Source organism: Micromonospora okii, from assembly GCF_020884795.1.
GTDB classification, from domain to species: Bacteria; Actinomycetota; Actinomycetes; order Mycobacteriales; family Micromonosporaceae; genus Micromonospora; species Micromonospora okii.
Genome location: NZ_BBZF01000023.1, coordinates 221,476 through 241,414 on the forward strand (window position 1 = coordinate 221,476; position 19,939 = coordinate 241,414).

Annotated in this window: 21 protein-coding genes, 1 tRNA gene and 1 pseudogene; 16 read left to right on the plus strand and 7 right to left on the minus strand. The window is 69.9% G+C overall.

Features of this window, described 5'->3' with window-relative positions:
- Nucleotides 1-89: 89 nt before the first annotated feature.
- Nucleotides 90-2,834 carry a pyruvate dehydrogenase (acetyl-transferring), homodimeric type gene (aceE, locus tag LPU43_RS23015; RefSeq protein WP_229402579.1) on the minus strand — a complete coding sequence of 915 codons (2,745 nt, stop codon included), beginning with the start codon at nt 2,832-2,834 and terminating at the stop codon, nt 90-92.
- A 171-nt stretch (nt 2,835-3,005) separates the two neighbouring features.
- On the opposite strand from aceE, the gene LPU43_RS23020 reads away from it, so the two are divergent.
- Together LPU43_RS23020 and LPU43_RS23025 are read left to right on the plus strand one after the other, a co-directional pair.
- Nucleotides 3,006-3,203 (plus strand): hypothetical protein, encoded by a 198-nt coding sequence (locus LPU43_RS23020; protein WP_229402580.1) that lies wholly within the window; start codon nt 3,006-3,008, stop codon nt 3,201-3,203.
- Between the two features lie 89 nt (nt 3,204-3,292).
- Complete coding sequence (locus tag LPU43_RS23025) at nt 3,293-3,697, plus strand: secondary thiamine-phosphate synthase enzyme YjbQ (RefSeq protein WP_229402581.1); 405 nt, start codon at nt 3,293-3,295, stop codon at nt 3,695-3,697.
- 14 nt (nt 3,698-3,711) lie between these two features.
- On the opposite strand, the gene LPU43_RS23030 is transcribed toward LPU43_RS23025, so the two are convergent.
- Nucleotides 3,712-5,391: an alkaline phosphatase D family protein gene (locus LPU43_RS23030; RefSeq protein WP_229402582.1), complete on the minus strand. Its 1,680-nt coding sequence runs from the start codon at nt 5,389-5,391 to the stop codon at nt 3,712-3,714.
- A 318-nt stretch (nt 5,392-5,709) separates the two neighbouring features.
- Between LPU43_RS23030 and LPU43_RS23035 the strand changes: the two genes are divergently transcribed.
- The 5 genes from LPU43_RS23035 to LPU43_RS23055 all read left to right on the plus strand — a co-directional run bounded on the left by LPU43_RS23035 (nt 5,710) and on the right by LPU43_RS23055 (nt 10,145).
- Complete coding sequence (locus tag LPU43_RS23035) at nt 5,710-6,192, plus strand: MarR family winged helix-turn-helix transcriptional regulator (protein WP_229402583.1); 483 nt, start codon at nt 5,710-5,712, stop codon at nt 6,190-6,192.
- A 50-nt stretch (nt 6,193-6,242) separates the two neighbouring features.
- Nucleotides 6,243-8,891: a transketolase C-terminal domain-containing protein gene (locus LPU43_RS23040; protein ID WP_229402584.1), complete on the plus strand. Its 2,649-nt coding sequence runs from the start codon at nt 6,243-6,245 to the stop codon at nt 8,889-8,891.
- Nucleotides 8,892-9,003: 112 nt separating this feature from the next.
- Complete coding sequence (locus LPU43_RS23045; protein ID WP_229402585.1) at nt 9,004-9,441, plus strand: DUF3052 domain-containing protein; 438 nt, start codon at nt 9,004-9,006, stop codon at nt 9,439-9,441.
- A gap of 82 nt (nt 9,442-9,523) precedes the next feature.
- Entirely contained in the window at nt 9,524-9,988 is a 465-nt protein-coding gene (locus tag LPU43_RS23050; protein ID WP_229402586.1) for a peroxiredoxin, read from the plus strand.
- Between the two features lie 85 nt (nt 9,989-10,073).
- Nucleotides 10,074-10,145: transfer RNA gene (locus LPU43_RS23055), tRNA-Val, on the plus strand.
- Nucleotides 10,146-10,230: 85 nt separating this feature from the next.
- Here the strand turns inward: LPU43_RS23055 and LPU43_RS23060 are convergent.
- On the minus strand, nt 10,231-11,073 hold the full coding sequence (locus LPU43_RS23060; RefSeq protein ID WP_229402587.1) for an IS5 family transposase: 843 nt from the start codon (nt 11,071-11,073) through the stop codon (nt 10,231-10,233).
- 36 nt (nt 11,074-11,109) lie between these two features.
- Between LPU43_RS23060 and LPU43_RS23065 the strand changes: the two genes are divergently transcribed.
- The 5 genes from LPU43_RS23065 (at nt 11,110) to LPU43_RS23085 (ending at nt 12,691) form a co-directional block, all read left to right on the plus strand.
- Nucleotides 11,110-11,316: a hypothetical protein gene (locus tag LPU43_RS23065; protein ID WP_229402588.1), complete on the plus strand. Its 207-nt coding sequence runs from the start codon at nt 11,110-11,112 to the stop codon at nt 11,314-11,316.
- Nucleotides 11,313-11,720: a hypothetical protein gene (locus LPU43_RS23070; RefSeq protein WP_229402589.1), complete on the plus strand. Its 408-nt coding sequence runs from the start codon at nt 11,313-11,315 to the stop codon at nt 11,718-11,720. The genes LPU43_RS23065 and LPU43_RS23070 overlap by 4 nt, the downstream gene beginning before the upstream one ends.
- Nucleotides 11,717-11,974: a hypothetical protein gene (locus tag LPU43_RS23075; RefSeq protein ID WP_229402590.1), complete on the plus strand. Its 258-nt coding sequence runs from the start codon at nt 11,717-11,719 to the stop codon at nt 11,972-11,974. Before LPU43_RS23070 ends, LPU43_RS23075 begins: the two co-directional genes overlap by 4 nt.
- A 12-nt stretch (nt 11,975-11,986) precedes the next feature.
- Nucleotides 11,987-12,322, plus strand: coding sequence for a hypothetical protein (locus LPU43_RS23080; protein WP_229402591.1), 336 nt, complete (start codon nt 11,987-11,989; stop codon nt 12,320-12,322).
- A 201-nt stretch (nt 12,323-12,523) separates the two neighbouring features.
- Nucleotides 12,524-12,691: a hypothetical protein gene (locus tag LPU43_RS23085; protein ID WP_229402592.1), complete on the plus strand. Its 168-nt coding sequence runs from the start codon at nt 12,524-12,526 to the stop codon at nt 12,689-12,691.
- Between the two features lie 103 nt (nt 12,692-12,794).
- On the opposite strand, the gene LPU43_RS23090 is transcribed toward LPU43_RS23085, so the two are convergent.
- Nucleotides 12,795-13,172: a peptidase inhibitor family I36 protein gene (locus LPU43_RS23090; protein WP_229402593.1), complete on the minus strand. Its 378-nt coding sequence runs from the start codon at nt 13,170-13,172 to the stop codon at nt 12,795-12,797.
- Nucleotides 13,173-13,420: 248 nt separating this feature from the next.
- Between LPU43_RS23090 and LPU43_RS29070 the strand changes: the two genes are divergently transcribed.
- The 3 genes from LPU43_RS29070 to LPU43_RS23105 all read left to right on the plus strand — a co-directional run bounded on the left by LPU43_RS29070 (nt 13,421) and on the right by LPU43_RS23105 (nt 16,379).
- The gene (locus tag LPU43_RS29070; protein WP_505846096.1) at nt 13,421-14,293 is read left to right on the plus strand and encodes a helix-turn-helix domain-containing protein; all 873 of its coding nucleotides are present in this window, start codon (nt 13,421-13,423) and stop codon (nt 14,291-14,293) included.
- A 750-nt stretch (nt 14,294-15,043) separates the two neighbouring features.
- On the plus strand, nt 15,044-15,679 hold the full coding sequence (locus LPU43_RS23100) for an RNA polymerase sigma factor (protein ID WP_229402595.1): 636 nt from the start codon (nt 15,044-15,046) through the stop codon (nt 15,677-15,679).
- Nucleotides 15,672-16,379, plus strand: a complete 708-nt coding sequence (locus tag LPU43_RS23105; protein WP_229402596.1) for a hypothetical protein — start codon at nt 15,672-15,674, stop codon at nt 16,377-16,379. Before LPU43_RS23100 ends, LPU43_RS23105 begins: the two co-directional genes overlap by 8 nt.
- 72 nt (nt 16,380-16,451) lie before the next feature.
- On the opposite strand, the gene LPU43_RS23110 is transcribed toward LPU43_RS23105, so the two are convergent.
- From LPU43_RS23110 to LPU43_RS23120, 3 genes and pseudogenes are all read right to left on the minus strand, one after another.
- Nucleotides 16,452-16,649: a hypothetical protein gene (locus tag LPU43_RS23110; protein WP_229402597.1), complete on the minus strand. Its 198-nt coding sequence runs from the start codon at nt 16,647-16,649 to the stop codon at nt 16,452-16,454.
- A gap of 111 nt (nt 16,650-16,760) precedes the next feature.
- Nucleotides 16,761-17,486 carry a hypothetical protein gene (locus LPU43_RS23115; RefSeq protein WP_229402616.1) on the minus strand — a complete coding sequence of 242 codons (726 nt, stop codon included), beginning with the start codon at nt 17,484-17,486 and terminating at the stop codon, nt 16,761-16,763.
- Nucleotides 17,487-17,609: 123 nt separating this feature from the next.
- Nucleotides 17,610-18,101: pseudogene (locus LPU43_RS23120) on the minus strand (O-acetyl-ADP-ribose deacetylase); the annotation flags it as partial.
- 307 nt (nt 18,102-18,408) lie between these two features.
- Here LPU43_RS23120 and LPU43_RS23125 point away from each other — a divergent pair.
- Nucleotides 18,409-18,777, plus strand: a complete 369-nt coding sequence (locus tag LPU43_RS23125; RefSeq protein ID WP_229402598.1) for a hypothetical protein — start codon at nt 18,409-18,411, stop codon at nt 18,775-18,777.
- The last annotated feature ends 1,162 nt before the right edge of the window (nt 18,778-19,939 follow it).

Genomic DNA, 19,939 nt, shown 5'->3' on the forward strand with positions numbered 1-19,939 from the left:
AGGGGTGCCGGGCCATCAGCCACCCCCGGGGCGAGACGACGAGGGCCCGGCGCGCGGTCACCGCGCGCCGGGCCCCCCTCTCGTACGACCTAGCTGTCGCCGCCGGTCTCGCCGACCGGAGCCGCGTTGACGTCGTCGATCGCGTACTTCTTCGCCGCCTCGGCGGGCACGGTGGCCGGCACCGCGCCGCGCAGCGCGAGCTGCCGCAGCGTCGCGACCGTCACCGTCTCGGCGTCGACGTGGAAGTGCCGGCGCAGCGCGTGCCGGGTGTCCGACATGCCGAACCCGTCCGTGCCCAGCGAGGTGTAGTCACCGGGCACCCAGCGGGAGATCAGGTCCGGCACCGCGCGCATCCAGTCGCTGACCGCGACCTTCGGCCCGTCGGCGTCGGCCAGCTTCTGCTGCACGTACGGGACGCGCTGCTCCCCGCCCGGGTTGAGCAGGTTGTGCTCCTCGCACTCCACCGCGTCGCGGCGCAGCTCCGTCCACGAGGTCACCGACCACACGTCGGCGGCCACCCCCCAGTCTTGGGCGAGGAGCTGCTGCGCCTTGAGCGCCCACTGCATGCCGGTGCCGGAGGCCAGGACGTTCGCCCTCGGGCCGTCGCCGTCGAGCTTCGGGGCCGGCGAGTAGCGGTAGATGCCCTTGAGCAGGCCCTCGACGTCCACGTCCGCCGGCTCGGCCGGCTGGTGGATCGGCTCGTTGTAGACCGTCAGGTAGTAGAAGACGTTCTCCGGCCGCTCCCCGTACATCCGGTGCAGGCCGTTCTCCATGATGTGCGCCAGCTCGAACGCGAACGCCGCGTCGTAGGCGACCACCGCCGGGTTGGTGGCGGCGAGCAGCAGCGAGTGGCCGTCCTCGTGCTGGAGGCCCTCGCCGTTGAGCGTGGTCCGCCCCGCCGTCGCGCCCAGCACGAAGCCCCGGGCCATCTGGTCGGCCGCCGCCCAGAAGCCGTCGCCGGTGCGCTGGAAGCCGAACATCGAGTAGAAGATGTACAGCGGGATCATCGGCTCGCCGTGGGTGGCGTACGCGGTGCCGGCGGCGGTGAACGACGCCACCGAGCCGGCCTCGTTGATGCCCTCGTGCAGGATCTGCCCGGTCGTCGCCTCCTTGTACGACAGGAACAGCTCCCGGTCGACGGAGGTGTACCGCTGGCCGTGCGGCGAGTAGATCTTCTGCGTCGGGAAGAGCGAGTCCATGCCGAAGGTGCGGGCCTCGTCCGGGATGATCGGCACCCAGCGCTTGCCGAACTCCTTGTCCTTCATCACGTCCTTGAGCAGGCGGACGAAGGCCATCGTGGTGGCCACCTTCTGCTTGCCCGAGCCGCGCTTGACGTCGGAGAAGCGCTCGGTGCCCGGGATCGCCAGCGCCTTGCCGGCGGTCCGCCGTGACGGCAGGTAACCGCCGAGCTGCGCCCGCCGCTCCTTCAGGTACGCGATCTCGTCCGACGACTCGCCCGGGTGGAAGTACGGCGGGAGGTACGGGTTCTCCTCCAGCTGCTTGTCCGGGATGTCCAGGTAGAGCCGGTCGCGGAAGAGCTTCAGGTCGTCCAGCGTCAGCTTCTTCATCTGGTGCGTGGCGTTGCGGCCCTCGAAGTGCGAGCCGAGCGTCCAGCCCTTGATCGTCTTGGCGAGGATCACCGTCGGCTGGCCGGTGTGCTCCATCGCCGCCTTGTAGGCCGCGTAGAGCTTGCGGTAGTCGTGGCCACCGCGCTTGAGGTTCCAGATCTCGTCGTCGGTGAACCCCTCGACCATCTTGCGGGTCCGCTGGTCACGGCCGAAGAAGTGCTCCCGTACGTACGCCCCGGACTCCGCCTTGTAGGTCTGGTAGTCGCCGTCGGGCGTGGTGTTCATGAGGTTGACCAGCGCGCCGTCGGTGTCGGCGGCGAGCAGCGGGTCCCACTCGCGGCCCCAGACGACCTTGATGACGTTCCAGCCGGCGCCCCGGAAGAACGCCTCCAGCTCCTGCATGACCTTGCCGTTGCCCCGCACCGGCCCGTCGAGCCGCTGGAGGTTGCAGTTGATCACGAAGGTGAGGTTGTCCAGCTCCTCGCGGGCGGCCACGCCGATCGCGCCGAGCGACTCGACCTCGTCCATCTCGCCGTCGCCGAGGAACGCCCAGACGCGCTGCTGCGAGGTGTCCTTGATGCCCCGGTGGTGCAGGTACCGGTTGAACCGGGCCTGGTAGATCGCGTTCAGCGGGCCGAGGCCCATCGAGACGGTGGGGAACTCCCAGAAGTCCGGCATCAGCCGCGGGTGCGGGTACGAGGGCAGCCCGCCGCCCGGGTGGGACAGCTCCTGGCGGAACCCGTCGAGCTGGTGCTCGCTCAGCCGCCCCTCCAGGAACGCCCGCGCGTACATGCCGGGGGAGGCGTGGCCCTGGTAGAAGATGTGGTCGCCGCCGCCCGGGTGGTCCTTGCCCCGGAAGAAGTGGTTGAAGCCCACCTCGTAGAGCGACGCCGAGCTGGCGAAGGTCGAGATGTGGCCGCCGACGCCGATCTCGGGACGCTGCGCGCGGTGCACCAGCATCGCGGCGTTCCACCGGATGTACGCCCGGATGCGCCGCTCGATGTGCTCGTCACCGGGGAACCACGGCTCCCGCTCCGGCGGGATCGTGTTGATGTAGTCGGTGGTGGTCAGCGACGGCACCCCGACCTGGCGCTCGCGCGCGCGCTCCAACAGGCGCAGCATCACGTACCGGGCGCGCTTCGTGCCGCGCTCGTCGATGACCCCGTCGAGCGAGTCGATCCATTCGCCGGTCTCTTCGGGGTCGATGTCCGGAAGCTGGCTCGGCAGACCGGCGGTGATCACCGGGCGCTTGCGTTCCGTGGCCACAGGCGTTCCCTCGGTTGTGTGTGGGACAGGTCTCTAGACGCCATCCTGCCTCGTTAGACAGCCGCCGTCACGTCACCCTCCCCCAGACGCGACGCCGGACACAGGTACCCGCCGGTAACCTTCGAGCGCACTTCGATCAGCCCGATTGCGCGGGCCCCCTACCGTCGGGGCATGACTGTGCCATGGGCGACGGCGGGCGCACTCGTACTGACCGGTGTACTGGCTGTCGCGCTGGCCGTCCTCCGGCTCGCCGGTGGCGACCTCTCCGCGGCCCCGGCCGGGCTCTTCGGCCTGGCCCTGCTGGCGACGGGCCTGGCCCTGGCGAGCCGGCCCGGCGAGGGCTGCTCCGGCGACGGCGGCGGCCGCTGACCCTGCCGAGGCTGGCGGCGGCCGGTTCGGTCGTGCCCCGGGGCGGCGGTTGCCGGCGGGCGCGGCGCGCCTCGGGCAGAATGCGCCGTATGCGCACCGAGGTGATCACCGTCCAGACCGGGTCCCGGCCGACCGTCCGGGACATCACCGCCGAGGCGGAGCGGTTCGTCTCCGGTGCCGGCGACGGGTTGCTGCACGTCTTCGTGCCGCACGCCACCGCCGGCCTCGCGGTGATCGAGACCGGCTCCGGCTCCGACGAGGACCTGCTCCGGGCCCTGGACGACCTGCTGCCCACCGACGACCGCTGGCAGCACCGGCACGGCTCGCCGGGCCACGGGCGCGACCACGTGCTGCCGGCGTTCGTCCCCCCGTACGCGACCCTGCCGGTGATCGACGGCCGACTCGCCCTCGGCACCTGGCAGTCGATCTGCCTGGTCGACACGAACGCCGACAACCCCACCCGCAAGGTCCGCTTCACCCTCCTCCCCGCCTGACCCACCCCACCCGGTCAGGGGCGGCGGGTCTCCTGCTCGACGGTCTGCCGGCCCTGGTCGGCGGGCGGGACGGTGGTGCGGGCGGCCGACGGCAGCGGGTTGTCCGCCGTCCGGTGCAGGCCGGGCACCCGGTCCTCGATCACGAACGAGGCGCGGGTGTGCGCGGGCGCGCCCTCCCGGCTCACGTACGGCAGCACGTCGAAGTCGGCGGTGAGCTGCCCCGGGGTGACCGTCGTGCGGACGTACCCCCGGAGGTTGTTGTGGAAGCGCAGATGCGGGTTGAACGCGAGCCACGGGTGGGAGCCGGTCGCGGAGTCCGCGCCGTCGCCGCCGGACGTGATCGAGGAGCAGACCAGCTCGCTGCCGACCGTGCGGGACGTCGGGTCGGCGTAGTCGAGCTTCAGGTCGCTGGCCCAGTGGGCGTGCACGTCGCCGGTGAGCACCACCGGGTTGCGCACCCCGGCGGCCAGCCAGCCCCGGGTGATCCGGTCCCGGGAGGCGACGTAGCCGTCCCAGGCGTCCATGCTGGTGACCGTCAGCGGGCCGGCGTTGTTGTCCCGCTGGGCGAAGAAGACCTGCTGGCCCAGGATGTCCCAGCGGGCGTCCGAGCGGCGGAAGCCGTCCAGCAGCCACGCCTCCTGCTCCGCCCCCGTGATCGAGCGGGCCGGGTCGGCCGCCGCCGCGCAGCTCTTGTAGCCGTCGCCGCACGCCTGGTCATCGCGGTACTGCCGGGTGTCGAGCATGTGGAACGTGGCGAGCCGTCCCCAGCGCACCCGCCGGTAGAGCTGCATGTCGACGCCGCGCGGCACGGAGGTGCGGCGCAGCGGCATGTTCTCGTAGTACGCCTGGAACGCCGCCGCCCGCCGGGCCAGGAACTCCGCGTCCGGGGCCTCGGGCACCTCGTCGGCCCAGTTGTTCTCGACCTCGTGGTCGTCGAAGACCACCACCCAGGGCGCCACCGCGTGCGCCGCCCGCAGGTCCGGGTCGGTCTTGTACTGGGCGTGCCGCTGCCGGTAGTTCGCCAGCGTCCGGGTCTCCGGCCCCTCGTGGTCGCGCGGGTTCCCGCCGGGGACCGTGTAGGTGTCCTTCGCGTACTCGTACTGGTAGTCGCCGAGGTGCAGGATCAGCTCCGGCTCCGTCTCGGCCAGCCGGCGGTACGCGGTGAAGTAGCCGTGCTCGTACTGCGAGCAGGAGACGAAGCCCATCGCCAGGGCGGACGGCAGGCTGCCGAGGGCGGGCGCGGTGCGGGTGCGCCCGACGGGGGAGAGGTGCCCCTCGGCACGGAACCGGTAGAAGTACTCCCGCCCGGGCAGCAGCCCGGACAGCTCCACGTGCACGCTGTGCGCCGACTCGGGCCGGGCGACGCTCACCCCGCGCCGCACCACGTACCGGAACCGCTCGTCGGCGGCGACCTCCCAGGCCACCTCCACCGGCCGGGACGGCGCGCCGCCGAGGCCGTCCTCGGCGAGGGGCTGCGGGGCCAGCCGGGTCCACAGCACGAAGCCCTCGTGATCGGGGTCGCCGGAGGCCACCCCGAGGGTGAACGGGTCCTGCCGCAGCGGCCGGGCCGCCGCCGCGCCGGTCGCCAGTGGCACCCCGGCCACCGCGCCGGCCGCCGGGGGCATCCCGGCCACCGCGCCGGCGCCGCCCAGGGCCGCGCCGGAGAGCAGGATCGTGCGTCGGGACAGTGCCACGGTTGCCTCCCCAGAGTCCGTACTTCTCGACTCGGGCAGCCTCGCGGTCGCGGGTGTCGCTGAGGTGAAAGGAAGGGCCCCTTGTTATCGCTTTTTGCCTAACAAGGGCCCCTTCCTAACCGGCCCGCTGGCCTGGCCGGCTCCCGCTGGGCGGCTTCTCCGCCGGCCCCGCTGTGCGGGCGGCGCGGGACGAAGCCGGGGGAGGCGCCGGGAAGAGGGGTGAGAAGGGAGCCCTTCTCTACCGTATGCGTTAACAAGGTGCCCTTCCTTACACCCAGGCCAGGCGGGTGAGCGACGCGCCGGACGTACCCTTGCGGCATGGCGCAGCCCAGCCCCGCACGGACCGGACCCGCCGCCGCGGACCGTGCCCGTCTCGCCGGGGACGCCGTGCGCCGGATCATGCACGTCGCCTCGGCCATCCGGCACCACCAGGACGTCGAGGTGGCCGACCTCGGGCTCACCCCGGCCGTCGCGCGGGCCCTGCACGAGTTGGACCCCGACCGTCCGCTGCCCGCCCGCGACCTGGCCGAGCGGCTGCGCTGCGACCGGTCCAACGTGACCGCGCTGGTCGACCGGCTGGAGCAGGCGGGCCTCGTGGAGCGCCGGCCCGACCCGGCCGACCGGCGGCAGCGCACCCTCGTGGTCACCGGGGACGGCCGGCGGGTGCGCGAGCGGGTCCACCGGGCCCTGTCGGACTCCCGACTCCTCGCCGGGCTCACGGACACCGAGTTGGCCACCCTGCGGGACCTGGTGTGGAAGATCTCCGACGGCGGCTGCCCCGAGCGGTGCGGCGCCGAGTAGCCGACACCGGAGGAACGTGTCCGAGTGGGCGACGGAGCGCCAAGTCGGTAATGCTGTCCGACGTGACCACCCCGCAAGATCTCGACGACCGGTTCCGGGAGGCCCTCGCCGGGCTCGCCACCCCGTCGCGGCCGCGTGACCCGGCAGAGCCCGTCCGCGACGGCGCGCCGCTGACCGGGGCGCAACTGCTGGACGTCTTCGACGCCCAGGTCACCAGCCGGCAACTCGACCTCGCCGGGCGGTGGCTGCGCAGCTTCGGCGAGGGCTTCTACACCATCAGCTCGGCCGGGCACGAGGGCAACGCCGCGCTCGCCGCCGCGCTGCGCCCCGACGACCCCGCCCTGCTGCACTACCGCTCGGGCGCGTTCTACTGCCTCCGCGCCGCCCAGGCCGCCGGGGAGACCGCCTTCCCGGACGCGACGCCCGCCTTCCCCGCGCCGGAGCCCGCGTCCCCGGGCGGGCGGACCGCCGCCGGCCCCCACGCGTCGACCGCTGGCCCCGACGCGTCGACCGCCGGGCACGGCGTGGACGGCCGGGACAGGGGAGGCCGGGACGGGGACGGCCGGGACGGGGAAGGTCGCCCCGACGCCGCCCGGGACCGGGCCGGGCTCGTCGCACCGACCGGCGGCGGGGCGGCGACCGGCCCCGACGCGCCCGAGTCCCGGAGCGAGACCCCCGACGGTACGGCGGTGCCCGGCGACCGGGCCCCGGGAAGCGCCGCCGAGGACGCGTACGCCGGGGCGGCCCGGGACGTGCTGCGCGGGATCGCCGCCTCGGCCCGGGAGCCCATCGCCGGGGGCCGGCACAAGGTCTTCGGCCGCGCGGACCTCGCGATCGTGCCGACCACGTCCACCATCGCCTCGCACCTGCCCCGCGCGGTCGGCACCGGACTGGCGCTGGAGCGGCTGCGCCGACGCGACCCGGCCGGGCGGCGGGCCGGGGCGGACCCGGCCGGCGACGTCGGGCACCCGCCGCGCTCGCCCTGGCCGCCGGACGCCATCGTGGTCTGCTCGTTCGGCGACGCCTCCGTCAACCACGCCAGCGCCACCGCCGCGTTCAACACCGCCGGCTGGTACGACCACACGGGGCTGCGCATCCCGGTGCTTTTCGTCTGCGAGGACAACGGGCTCGGCATCAGCGTCCGCTCGCCGAAGGGCTGGGTGGAGGCGACGCTGCGGGCCAGGCCCGGCATCCGGTACTTCGCCGCCGACGGCACCGACCCGGTCGACACGTACCGGACGGCGGTCGAGGCCGCCGAGTGGGTGCGCCGGCACCGGCGGCCGGCCGTGCTGCACCTGACCACCGTACGGCTGATGGGGCACGCCGGGGCCGACGCGGAGGCCGCGTACCGGGGCACCGCCGAGGTGACCGCGGACCTGGCGCGTGACCCGCTGCTGGCCACCGCGCGGCTGCTGGTCGCCGCGGGCGTCGCGACCGCCGAGGAGCTGCTGGCCCGGTACGACGAGCGCGGCTGGCAGGTGCGCCGGATCGCCGAGGAGGTCATCGGCGAGCCGAAACTCGCCTCCGCGGCCGAGGTGGTGGCCGAGACCGCGCCCCGCCGCCCGGCCCGGGTTGCGCGGGCGGTGGCCGACGCGGCGGCCAGGGCGGGCGGGCCCGGCGCGGCGATCCGCGCCGACGCGTTCGGCGGCCGGCCGCCCGAGCGCACCGGCCGGCTCACCCTGGCGCAGAGCATCAACGCCGCCCTCGCCGACGGGATGCTCGACCACCCCGGCATGGTCGCCTTCGGCGAGGACGTCGCCGCAAAGGGCGGGGTGTACGGGGTGACCAAGGGGCTGCGCGACCGGTTCGGCCCGGCCCGGGTCTTCGACACGCTGCTCGACGAGACCTCGATCCTCGGGCTCGGGCTGGGCGCCGGGCTGGCCGGGCTGCTGCCGGTGCCCGAGATTCAGTACCTGGCGTACCTGCACAACGCCGAGGACCAGGTGCGCGGAGAGGCCGCCACCATGCGATTCTTCTCCTCGGGGGCGTTCCGCAACCCGATGGTGGTGCGGGTGGCCGGGCTGGCGTACCAGGAGGGGTTCGGCGGGCACTTCCACAACGACAACTCCCTGGCGGTGCTGCGGGACGTGCCGGGCCTGGTGATCGCGGTGCCGGCCCGCCCGGACGACGCCGCGCCGATGCTGCGCACCTGCCTGGCGAGCGCGGCGGTGGACGGCAGCGTCTGCGTGGTCGTCGAGCCGATCGCGCTCTACCACACCCGCGACCTGTACGCCGAGGGTGACGGCGAGTGGCTGGCCGAGTACGCCGGGCCGGAGGAGTGGGCCGCCGGCCACGTGCCGGTCGGCCGGGCCCGCGTGTACGGCGTCGGCTCGGCCGAGGACCTCACGATCGTCACGTTCGGTAACGGGGTGCCGATGTCGCTGCGCGCCGCCGCCGCCCTCGCCGAGGAGGGGGTGGGCAGCCGCGTCGTCGACCTGCGCTGGATCGCGCCGCTGCCGGTGGCGGATATCGTGCGGGAAGCCTCGGCGACCGGCCGGGTGCTGGTCGTGGACGAGACCCGCCGCTCCGGCGGGGTCGGCGAGGGGGTGATCGCGGCGTTGGTCGACGGCGGTTACGTCGGCGCGGCGCGGCGAGTCGCCGGAGTTGACTCGTTTGTACCATTAGGTCCGGCAGCGCGTGAGGTGCTGGTCACGGAGGAGGCCATCACCCAGGGTGCCCGCACGCTGCTGGCACGGTAAATTCCGTTACACCCGGTGCGCCACTTGCGCGGGGAGCCGCGAGTGTGTGGACTTTGCCTGACGGCGTCGCAGCGATGCCGCGGGCGAGGATGAGATGAGGAGGCACGCGACAGTGAGCGCGACCGCTGGTCAGGCCGCCGACGGGGTACGCAGCCTGGCGGACCGGTTCGGGATCGAGCCGGGGATGGTCGTCATGGAGATGGGGTACGACGAAGACGTCGACCAGGATCTCCGGGACGCCCTGACCGACCGCTGTGGAGAACTGGTCGACGAGGACACCGACGAGGTGGTCGACGCGGTGCTGGTCTGGTACCGCGACGGCGACGGTGATCTCTTCGAGCTGCTCGTCGACGCCCTCGGCCCGCTGGCCGACAACGGCGTCGTGTGGCTGCTGACCCCCAAGGCCGGGCGGGAGGGTCACGTCGAGCCGAGCGACATCGCGGAGTCCGCGCCCACCGCCGGTTTGCAGCAGACCTCGACCGTCAACGCCGGCCGGGACTGGAGCGGTGCCCGCCTGGTGCTGCGGCGCGGGGCCAAGGCCAAGAAGTAGGCGCGTGACCCACACCACCCGGCGGCACACCGCCGGGTGTGGCAGGCTGACGCCACCTCCACACCCAACGCAAGGAGTTCGCATGCCGATCGAGGTTGGCGCCGAGGCGCCGGACTTCGTGCTCAAGGACCAGAACAACCAGGAGGTCCGGCTCTCGGACTTCCGCGGCAAGCGCACCGTCCTGCTGGTCTTCTACCCGCTCGCCTTCACCGGCATCTGCCAGGGCGAGCTCTGCGAGGTGCGGGACAACCTCAACGAGTACGTCAGCGACGACGTGCAGGTCCTCACGGTCAGCGTGGACTCGGTCTACAGCCACAAGATCTGGGCCGACAAGGAGGGCTTCCAGTTCCCGCTGCTGGCCGACTTCTGGCCGCACGGCGCGGTGGCCCAGGCGTACGGCGTCTTCAACGAGACCGCCGGCATCGCCAACCGGGGCACGTTCGTGATCGACAAGGCCGGCGTCGTCCGGTTCGCCGAGATGAACATGCCGGGCGAGGCGCGCGACCAGCAGGGCTGGCGCAAGGCGCTGGCCGAGGCCGCCGCCTGATCCCACCCCAGGTACACCGGCACGTCGGGCCGGGGCCGGCAGGGTAAGATTGCCGGACTCCGGCCCGCCCGTGCGCGGGCGTTCGGGGCGCGTAGCTCAGTGGGAGAGCACTCGCCTTACAAGCGAGGGGTCGCAGGTTCGAAACCTGCCGCGCCCACAAACCACCCTCTACCTGCGGAAACATCGGTAGAGGAGTCTGGTCGGAAAGTGCTTAATCCCTCAGAGAGCGTTTCGCATGTCTGTCAGTCGGGTGTGTTGAAGGTGCGGCGTTGTTGGCGGGTGGCGGGTCCGCCTCGGGTGAAGCGGCCGAGCATGCCGGCGATGGCGGCCCAGCGGATCATGGCCTCGGAGGTGGCGGGGCGGGTTTCGTAGTCGCGGGCCAGGCGGCGGTGGGCGGTGAGCCAGGCCAGGGTCCTCTCCACCACCCAGCGGCGGCGGTGCACGACGAACCCTTGCTGGTCGGCGGGCTTACGGACGATCTCCAGGGTGGTGCGCAGGATGTCGCGGGCCCAGTCGACCAGACGGCCGGCGAGCCCGGAGTCGGCGAACACGTGCCGGATCGGGGTCGCCACATAGGTGGCGAGCAGGGCGCCCTTCGCGCCGTCGCGGTCCTGCCACGAAGCGGCCAGGACCCAGACGGTGACCAGCAGGCCGAGGGTGTCGGTGACGATGAACCGCTTGCGGCCGTTGACCTTCTTCCCGCTGTCGTAGCCGCGGGTGTCGCGGTGCACGGTGTCGGCGGCGCGCACGCTCTGGGAGTCGATGATCCCCGCTGTCGGCTGCGGCTGCCGGTCATGGGCCAGGCGGACCTCCTCCCGCAGTTCGGTGAGGATCCGCTCGGTCACACCCCGCCGGTTCCACCGCTGGAAGTGGGAGTACACGGTCTGCCAGGGCGGGAAGTCCACCGGCAGGAACCGCCACGGGCACCCGGTACGCACCACGTACAGGATGCCGTCGACGATCGCCCGACGAGGATGCTTCTCCGGCCTGCCCATCCACTGCGGCGACGGCAGCATCGGCTCGACGAACGCCCACTCGGCATCGGTCAGGTCAGACGGGTACCGCCGCACACGATCCATACCCATCTACCGACCGAACCCGGCCCATCGATCACACCCATTGTGCGACACACCCGACCAGCACACATCTCAAACGCTCTCTCAGACGCCCACGCCGAGTGGAAGAACGCGCTGGGCGAGGCCGCCAGCACCGGCCGGGTCGCCGACCGCGAGCGCGCCGAGGAGATGCGGCAGAAGCTCGGCCAGCACCCGTCCGTCGTCGCCGCCCGCAGGGCCGTCAAGGGCCGGCTCGCGAAGGTCGAACGGTGACCGCCCCCGACGCCGACCTGACCGTCACCGTCGTCCTGCGCTACCGGGACCGCGACGACCAGGTCCGCACCCGCCCGTGGACCACCACCGGCTGGCAGGTCACACCCGGCCTCGCCGTCCACGAAACCTACGACCACGACACCGGAGGTCCGACCCCCCGCCGGTACGCGCTCACCCACCTGCCCAGCGGGCTCATGCTCGCCGGCCCGTCCTGCGCCGACCACATGGCCGAGGCGGTCACCGCGGCTGTTGGCTGCGACGTCGACTGGACTGCCGACGGCGACACGATCCGCCAGGTCACGCCGCCGGACGGGCTGCGTCATCGGGAGGACGCGTACGGGCACGAGTTGTGCCCGCGCACGGTGTGGCGTCCGGTGGTGCCGGCGAAGGCTGGTGTCCGGTGACCCCGCCGCTGCTCAACGCGGCCTCCGCCCGCATCCACCGCCGCCGGCTGCCGTCCACGCCAGGACAGGTGCACGTCGACCGCGCCGAGCAGCACCGCGCCGCCCTCGCCCGCCGTGAGCCCGTCGTCGTCAAGGTGAACGGCTACGGGCGCGGCTGGTACGTGCAGGCCGTCGGGGCGAGCGTGTACGAGCTGTGGCGCGACGGCACCACGCTCACCGTCCCGTGGACCGCTGTGCCGCTCGGGCAGCAGTAGGAGACTCGACCGATGCCGTTCCTGCCCGCACCGCGCCCCTGCTGGCTGATCCTCATCGAGGGCGACCGGGTGGGGTGCGGGGCGTGCTGGGGTCAGGCAACCACGCTCGCCGCCGAGGTGTGGGCGGAGGAGCTGGAAGCGGGCGCCAAGGCGGATGGCCCGCCGGTGATCGAGCGCGCCGACGGGTTGTGCGTGCTGCTGGCCTGCCACGGGTGCGGGGAACGGGCGCTGGCCTTTGGGCGGCCGGCGCACTGGGCGGGCATGGTCGACGCGCTCAAGGACGCGGCCGAGCGCGGGTGGGTGGGGGACGCGTGCCCCGCCTGCATCGCCGCCGACCTGATGCCCTAGGTCTGCTCGCTCTGCTGCTGATCTTTGCCATTCCGCCAGTCCGCGCAGGTGGCACGTCGTCTGGGCGCAGCTTGCGGACATGTGCGGGGGATGTGGGCATCGAACACCGCGAGCCGTTCCAGGGGGTGTTCGGCAGCGACGCCGACCGGTCCCAGGTGTTCGGACGGCTTGCCCGCAGGCCTCTCGCCGGGGAGGACAGCCGTGGCTGACGACATCGAGCCCGCCGCGAAGGCCGCCGCCCGGGTCGACTACCGGCTCACGTGCGCCCGCGCCGAGCCTCGGGTCGTGCAGCCCGGCGCCCTCGACGGGCCCACCATCCCTGCGCCTATGGCAGCGGAAACCATCGCCTGGACGCGAGGTCTCCGGTGACCAGACGCTTCCGATTAGGGAAGCTTTCACCAGAGACCTCGTCGCCATTGTCAGTAAACGATCAGTCGGGGCGAAGCCAATTCTTGCCGGCTTCGCCAGGGTTCTAGGAGCAGCCCCAGTTACCGCCGCGGACGTAGAAGTGGTCGATCTTGTTGTCTGCTCCCCCGATGCTCCCCAGCCTCGTGTTGGGCGCGACGTTGAGAACGGTGTCGTCGCCCGGGAACCCGTTGTTGACGCCGCACCACCGGTTGCCCGTCAGGTTCTTGACCGACGAGACCACGTTGTCCGGCACGTCCACGTTGGTCGTTCCGAAGGCCGCCGTGGAGTCGATCACCTTGTTACCGCTGTAGTTCGCTCCGTCCCACGCGCAGAAGTGACCGCTCTCGCAGTCCGTGTCCGCGTAGGCCGGCACCTGCGTGGCGCCAAGGATGAGTGTGCCGAGCGCGAGTGCCGCGAGTGCCTTGAATGCTTGTCGACGCATCCGGTCCTCCCTCTGGGTGTGCCCCTGCTTTCCGGGGCGGTGTGATCAGTTGTAGGGGGCCGTTGTGTTGTCCAGGGCGAGCGACGGTCTACGACCTGCGGCGACGGTTTATCCAGCAGCCCGACATGGGGGCGCTCATCGATGGAGTGAGGGCAGTGATCAAGGGGGTGCCGTCGGTACGATCCGCATGCTCCACGTCACCTAGGAGCAACAGTCTGCGTCTGCGTACTGCGAACCAGGGAGCCCTGATGCCTCGTCCTGAGCGCCCTCTCGACCCGGCCGCTGGACCCATTCAGGCGTTCGCCCAGCAGTTACGCGACCTGCGGGAGGCCGCCGGTAAGCCGAAGTACCTCCAGATGCAGCGCGCAACAGGAAGGTCGCGTACCTCCTTGGCTGAGGCGGCAGGCGGTGATCATCTTCCTACCTGGGAGACCGTGGAAGCGTTCGTGACGGCATGTAAGGGAAACCCGCTGGAGTGGCGGGTTAAGTGGGAGCAGGTGCGCGACCAGGCTCGTCCAGACGGGCAGACGCCGTCCCGGGGTGGCGCCGTCCAGCAGATGGCGAGCCCAGAGCTGCCGACTGAGCCCGGCGCATCCGCGCCAACACAAGTGGCCCAGCCGACTCGCCGTAGCCGCTGGCGTTGGTCCCTCCAAGCGGTCGCGGGCGTCTTCCTCCTAGGGGCTGCCATGGCTGGCGCCTACTCGTTCGGGTTACGCGATGACCAACCAGTCAAGAGCGTGCGGCCGTCGGCTCCTGCGGCGATCATCGTGCACAACAAGGTTGCGATCGGCCCGAACGGCGTGGCGGAGGATTCAACGGCGGCCTACCTCTCGACCAAGCCAGTAGCGAAGTGCACAGCACGTGGGTGCAAGATCGCCGGCACTGAGGTGTGGTCCGGGACGGAACTCGTCGCCCGCTGCTGGGTCCGTGGAGACAGACTGACAAATCGGGACCTGACCAGCGCAGGTATCGAGCAGAACCCAGGCGGCGTCGCCTCAGATCTGTGGTACGAAATCGCGCTGCACGACGGCACCGTCGGGTACCTGTCGGAGGTGTACATAGCACCGGAGCACAGGGGTGGGATGGGCCTGCCGCTCTGCGCCCAGCAGGTAAGCCGTTGATCCGTCAACAGGCCGAGAGCGCTGTCGACCACCGTTGAACTACGGAAGCAGGCGGTGAAGCGGCAGGCAGCCAAGCAAACCGACACCTGATGGCTCGATGTGTCGCCCCGCAGCCACCCGACTGGATCTTGATGGTGTCAGCCGTAGGAGCGTGTTTCGTGTGCGTAGCGAGCGATCCCCGACACCTCTACGCATGGCTTGCTCGGGCTTGCCCTCTTGGGGTGGCCTTCTTCATGGTGGCAGGCAGAAGGGGGTAAGGGCTCGATCGGCCGCCCCGCCGCGTCAGGGGGTTGCTGCTGGGAGGTAGAGGTTGGGCAGCCACATGCCGCCGGAGGGCCGGTACCGCCCGCGCATACTGCTGGTCGGAGGGAAGCCGATACCCAGGGCTAAAAATCTTGATCGTCCAGTTCACGATGGCCCCTCCCTTGTGCTCTTACATCCGTGCGCGCACCACGACGCCCCCAACACAGGGAGCATTCCGAAGTAGCGCCCGGTCGCACGAGATCAAGTGAGGTGCAGTGGAGAACGTGACTTGGTGGGTCGTGCTGGTGGGCCTGGCTGAAACCGCCGCCTTGATCGGGCTATGGATCCGCATGAGGTGGCAAGTGCAGCACGAGCAGTTGCGGGGTGAAGCCCTCACAACGATGGCGGCAACCCTCCCTGCCGGCAGTCACCTCAGCGACCGGCGGTCCGACGGATCGTGCCTGACCCTAACGGTTGCCCGCCAGGGCATCCCTTCCGGAGGACGCCGTGGATGAGTACACCAGCGAGCTGACCTCGTCAGGTGAGCGCAACCCAGGACACACCCAGCTCAGAAGCGACCGCGACTATCTCCCCGGGCAGGCATGCCGCAACGAAACGACGCCGGACAGCCGCGTCGCTGAATTCAGCGCCTTCTACCGCGAGGACGCAGCGCGATTGGTGGGATTTTTGATAGCACAGGGGATTCCGGCTGTCGACGCACCTGATGTCGCCCAAGAGGCGATGCGTAAGGCGTTTATCAACTGGACGAAGATCGAGAACCCCCGAGCCTGGGTGCGGAAAGTTGCCTCGCGCGAGTATGCGCGGATGGTTGGGAGTGCGGACGAATCCCCCGCAGGGGACATCGTGGAACGCACGCCGCTGCTGAGGGTGGCACCAGCGGTGATCGAAGAATGGGAGTTGCGGCATGTGCTGCTCGCGGCACTGCGTAAACTGCCATCCCGGCAGCGGCAAGTGATGGTATGGAACCTCGAAGACTACAAGCCAGCCGAGATTGCGAAGCAGCTTAAGGTCACGCCGGATGCAGTGCGGTCCAGTTTACTCAAGGCACGACAAGAGCTTGCCAAACATCTCGACTACTGGCCTACCATGCGGCAGAGGGCGCGAGGGGGCGAGGATGAGTGAAAAGCGCACCCATTCCGACCGGGCCGAGGCAGGTTACGACCAGATGGAACGGCACCTAGCGGCCTTCCTTGATGTTGAGGCGGGGCTGCGGGACATCCTTCTTGGTGCGGGATATGCGCAGCTCTCCGACGACCTGAACGAGGTGCTCGATGTTGAAGCTGGCCTCGCGGAGGTGCTGGGAGCCTTCTCTGAGCCGTCAGCCGATCTGGACCTGTGCTCACCAGGTGCGCCGGACAGCCTGGCCGCACCCGTCTCCGAGTTGCACGCAGGTGGTTCCGACGAGCGGGGTTGGCTCGATGAAATCGTAGGCTCGATCGAGCAGGTCGTCGGTTGGGTTTATGGAATCCACCAAAACGCAATGAATATACTTGTTGCCGGTGGGTGGGCTGAGGATGAGCTAGATAAAATCTACTTTGCGGTACGGGTCGTTCGGTTGCGCGCCAATCAACTGCAACGGGTAGCCGATGCGTTTATCAACCGTTCGACATCTGCCGAGGAGGCCAACCGTTCGATTTTAGAGTCGGCAAATAAGCTGCGCGATCTCCTGCTTGCTTGGAACAGGGTTGTGAGGCGCGATCGGCGCTTAGCTGTTCCATTGTCTGAGATTGAAGAAATGCTTGGCATGCTCGGGGTTCTGCCCAGGATGATCGACCGCCTGTTCGACGGATCCGACGACCTTGTTTCGTTGTTGTTAAATTGAGTGGCGCGCGTTGCGCGCCTCCCGACTCCCTGACAGTGCATGGCCTGTAGTTTCCGAAAGAAAGTGGTGACTTCACTCGCACCTGTCCTCGGCGCCGCGCCCGTACCCCTCGCAGCAGTCCGTCCGATGCGCGTATACCCGCACCTGCTCGCCGCGGCGCACATCCAGGTCCCCGGTGCGCTCGTACAGGCACGCCCGCCACACCACCGTCTCGCCGCCGCCGGCCACCACCTGGCCGTCACCGGGACCACCGCTGAGAACCGCTTTCACGCAGGTCACGGTACTCGCGTTGGCTGGCGAACTCACCCACCCGGCCACCGGCGTCCGAACCCCCACTCATGCGCGTGGGTGTGTTACCCGTCGCAGCAACGGGGCCGGCGATCAGAACGGAGGCTCCGAATCAAAACGCGCATAATCCACCCCATCAGAGATTCGCTGACCTTCCCCATCCGCCAGCCGGCGCGCGTCCTCCCTAGCCTGAGACAACGCCTCAATCAGCGACCCCACCTGCTCATCCGTCAGCAGTACCCCATAGGAGACGACCAGATCGTCCCTGGTAGCCCAGAAGTCGAGCTTGACGCATGGATCAACAAGCGGCCCTTTGCGAAAGAGCTGAATACCCTCAAACATGAACTTTTTGCCGCCCCCCAGGTCGACGTTTGAGCGACCAGGCAGGCACGTCTCCGACGTCCCCTGCTCGTCGCTCACGTCTGACTCTTCCGAGGCAGGCAAGGTCAGCCGGTAGTCCACCAATTCGCCGCTCCTGCGCACCGCCAACAGGCCAGCCACCACCAACTCAGACATCAACTCCGCCAGCGGCAGTGCCACGAACTCGTCGTAAGTCAACGGCCAATCCCACACGTCCCTCCGCTCGGGCATCGCGTCGATCAGCGGACCCTTATGAAACTCGTCGTTCTGGAAGTTGAGGAGCAGCCCCTCGTGGTCGGCGGCCAGGACAAGCCCCTCGCGTAACGGTTGGAGGCGGGATTGCGGGTCGATGTAGTCCGGTGACGTCTCCGACCACTCATAGGGTTCAACGAAGCGAGCCCCGGCGAGGTAGGTCCACCCGTCGGCGTCGGTGGTGAAGTCATCTGCGGGCAATGTCATGGGGGTGCTCCGAGGGGTGCGGCTGTGGCTGGTGGAAGGGCGCGGAGAGCCTATCGCCGGGACTGGTCCCGTAGCGGGACTAGTCCCACAGTGGGACCCCAGGGGCTGCCCACCCGTGACAGGTGCCGCAGCCAGCAGCTCGTACGTCTCTTCGTCGAAGGCGACCAGGCGGACATGCTTGACCTCTGTAGGCGTTGCTCTGACGGTCGACATCGCGATTTTCGCTGCTTGCGCAGGCGGGAAGCCGTATACGCCAGTGGCGATAGCCGGGAAGGCAACGCTGCGGGCTCCGACCTCGTCGGCAACCTCAAGGCTACGCCGATAGCACGAGGCCAGGACGTCAGCCTCACCGTAGCCACCGCCTTCCCACACGGGGCCGACGGTGTGAATGACATGGCGTACTGGTGGGTTCAGGTCGAAAGCTGGTGTGGCGACTGCGTCGCCGGCATCGCAGGGTGCGAGCGCGGCACCTGCCTGCGCCAGTCGCGGTCCTGCCGCACGATGAATCGCCCCATCTACACCGCCGCCACCCAGCAGCGACTCATTGGCGGCGGTAACGATGGCATCGACGTCCTCGCGAGTGATATCACCAAGCACAACTTCGATCACGGGCATACCTCGATGATGTCATCACGGCAGTCCGAGGCGGCTGGGGCTGCGCCGGCGACCGCCGGCTGACGTTCACCGTCGCCGGTCGGGCTGAGTGAACAACCGGGTGATGACGGGCGCGAGCAGTGCCGGACGTCCATGGATGGTGTTGAACCGCTCGTGCAGGTAACCCTGATGCTCACCCAGCTCATCGACGACCGATCATTCCTTCACACCCAAGGGGTCACCTCAACGTGTCCCCGGTGCCGATCGAGGGACGCCAGCCGTGGGTCACACTAGGGGCATGCAAAGGTCTTTGGGCGGTGGTTGGTCGATGGAGCTTTCCGCTGTTTGGACGCGGGGGCGCACCAAAGGCAGTGACGCAATATGGCGTGCACCCGGCCGCACGATGCGGGTTTCGCCAGGAAATCAATGGCGGTGCGCCAATGGGGCCGACATCATCGCCTCACTCGACGCTGAACTGCCGCCGGACCCAACAGGCAAGGTGGGTGAGGGTGGCCGAGGCGGGGTTGGTCATCGTGCCGCCTGGCTCTACCGCCAAGACGGCGACACCAAGTTCACTCTGTACGGCTACAGCTTCATCGAAGCAATGTACCTGGAAACGGTCTTCACCAGCGCGGACACGGCCGACGTCAGGTGGGCTTTCGATGCTTGGCATTCGGTGGCCCGACCCGTCGGTTAGCGATCGAACGTCCACGGGCTGGATCGTCCGGTCCGGCGAACTCGGGGCGAGGACCCCGCCGTCGGCGGAGACGCGGCGTAGCCACCAGGGCAGCCGACCGAAGTACCCGTGCGGGCCGAGCCACCACGCCAGGGCGGAAGATCGTACTGGCGCTCAGGTCCGAAGGCTCGGCGCACCGCAGCCTCGCAGCCGGCCTTCTGGTAGCCGTAGCGCGTCAGCCCGTCCTCCGTGTCGGTGTCATACCCCGGGCCGGCGTCGGCACGTACCCGGAGGTGTCCACCACGGCGTCCCACGGCCCGGCGGCGGTCAGGACGGTGACCTCGGTGGGGCTGGTCCGTCGCCCCGAACCATGTTTGTGCCGCCGCAGGTACCCCTGAGGACCAGTAGACGCATGCGGCCAGGAAGGCGAAAACGACCTTATTGAGCGACCCGCAACACCAGGGAGCCCGTCCCACTGGTACGCGTCGCATTGATCGTCCAGCAACCAGGACTGGGAAAGACCCAGCCGGTGCCCCACTCGTCGCCCGGCCGGTTCCAGTTGCTGCCGCCATGCGGCTCGGGACCCCAGGCAGGCTTGACGACTCTCCCATCCGGGCCTGTGGCGCTGATCGAGAGGTCGCCGCTGCCGGTCATGCGCCAGACGACCTTGATTTCAGTGCCGGCACTCGGCCTCGTTGAGAACAGCATCGCCCACAGAGTTGCGCCCTCACCGACGCCCTGTAGATCCCGGGATGTGTAGTGCGTGGCCGTGGGGCAGACCGAACCGGCAGGCGGTGCAGACGACTGGGCTGGCCCAGAAGTGGGCGCCTGCGGCTGCGGCAAAGGCTGCTCGGATGCGGTCTCGCGGGTGGAATCGCATCCGGCCAACACGATCGCGGAGGTCAGAGCCAGCCACCACATTCGGTTGGCAAGAGGAGCCGACGACATAGGGAACTTTATCGCGTGTCCACTGCCAGCGTGGTCCACATAGCCGTGCGGGTGCGCCCATTGAGAGAGACCCGGTGAAGGTGGACGTACTGCCTGGTGTGCCACCGCACCGGACGGCGGTTCGCCCCTCAACCGTCGGCGCTGAACAACCATTCGGCCACACCGTCAGTCACCTACCCGACAACCAACCCGAACAAAGCCATCCCAACCAGCACCATCGACCAGGCACACCGAT